We start from the raw sequence: 963 nt of genomic DNA on the forward strand, positions 1-963 counted from the left end.
TGTGAAGCTTCAATAGGTTGTATCCGGTGTTCATCCGGATTGGGTTTGAGAGACTGGAAGTCGCCAAACACCCAATCCACTCAGGACACCCAACCGGATGAACACCCATAAGCATGCCCGACTTACCTTTGCCCGCCGAATCGAGATGGTCAAACAGATGACTTTGGAAGGCCTGGATGCCGTGCGAGCGGCAACCGCACACGGCGTCACTGCGCCAACGGCCAGGAAGTGGCTCGGTCGCTATCTGGCAGGCGGCGAAGCCGCCCTGGCGGACGCGTCCTCCAGGCCCACGCGCTCGCCCAGGGCCATCGATGCAGGCAAGGCGCTGCTCATCGTCGAGCTGCGCAAACGTCGGATGCTGCAGGCTCGCATTGCACGCAGCGTGGGCGTCTCGGAGTCCACGGTCAGTCGCGTTCTGGCGCGAGCGGGCTTGTCCAGGCTGAGCGACCTGGAGCCTGCAGAGCCGGTCGTGCGCTATGAACACGAGGCTCCCGGCGATCTGCTGCATATCGACACCAAGAAGCTCGGGCGCATCGTACGGCCCAGCCACCGCGTCACAGGAAACCGGCGCGACTCGGTCGATGGAGCAGGCTGGGAGACGCTGTTCGTGGCCATCGATGACCATGCCAGGCTGGCGTTCACCGCCATGCACCCAGACGAGAAGCAAGCGCAAGCGGTCTTGTTCCTGCGCAACGCGGTGGCCTACTACGCCCGCCTGGGCATCACCGTCAAGGGGTTGCTCACGGACAACGGTGCGGCCTTCCGCTCGCGCGAGTTCAGGGCAACCTGCATTGAACTGGGCATCAAGCACAGCTTCACGCGGCCCTACCGGCCGCAGACCAACGGCAAGGCCGAGAGGTTCATCCAGTCCGCGTTGCGAGAGTGGGCCTACGGCTGGACCTACCAGAACTCAGCCCATCGAACCGATGCCCTGGCAAGCTGGCAGCACCACTACAACTGGCA

At 63.6% G+C, this 963-nt stretch carries 1 protein-coding gene; it reads left to right on the forward strand.

The window, feature by feature from the left end; all coding sequences use genetic code 11:
- Positions 1-97: 97 nt before the first annotated feature.
- Positions 98-963: IS481 family transposase (locus EJI00_RS24905; protein ID WP_126750126.1), on the forward strand; the 866-nt coding region annotated here is incomplete at its 3' end.

The organism is Variovorax sp. DXTD-1 (assembly GCF_003984625.1).
Classification (GTDB): domain Bacteria; phylum Pseudomonadota; class Gammaproteobacteria; order Burkholderiales; family Burkholderiaceae_C; genus Variovorax.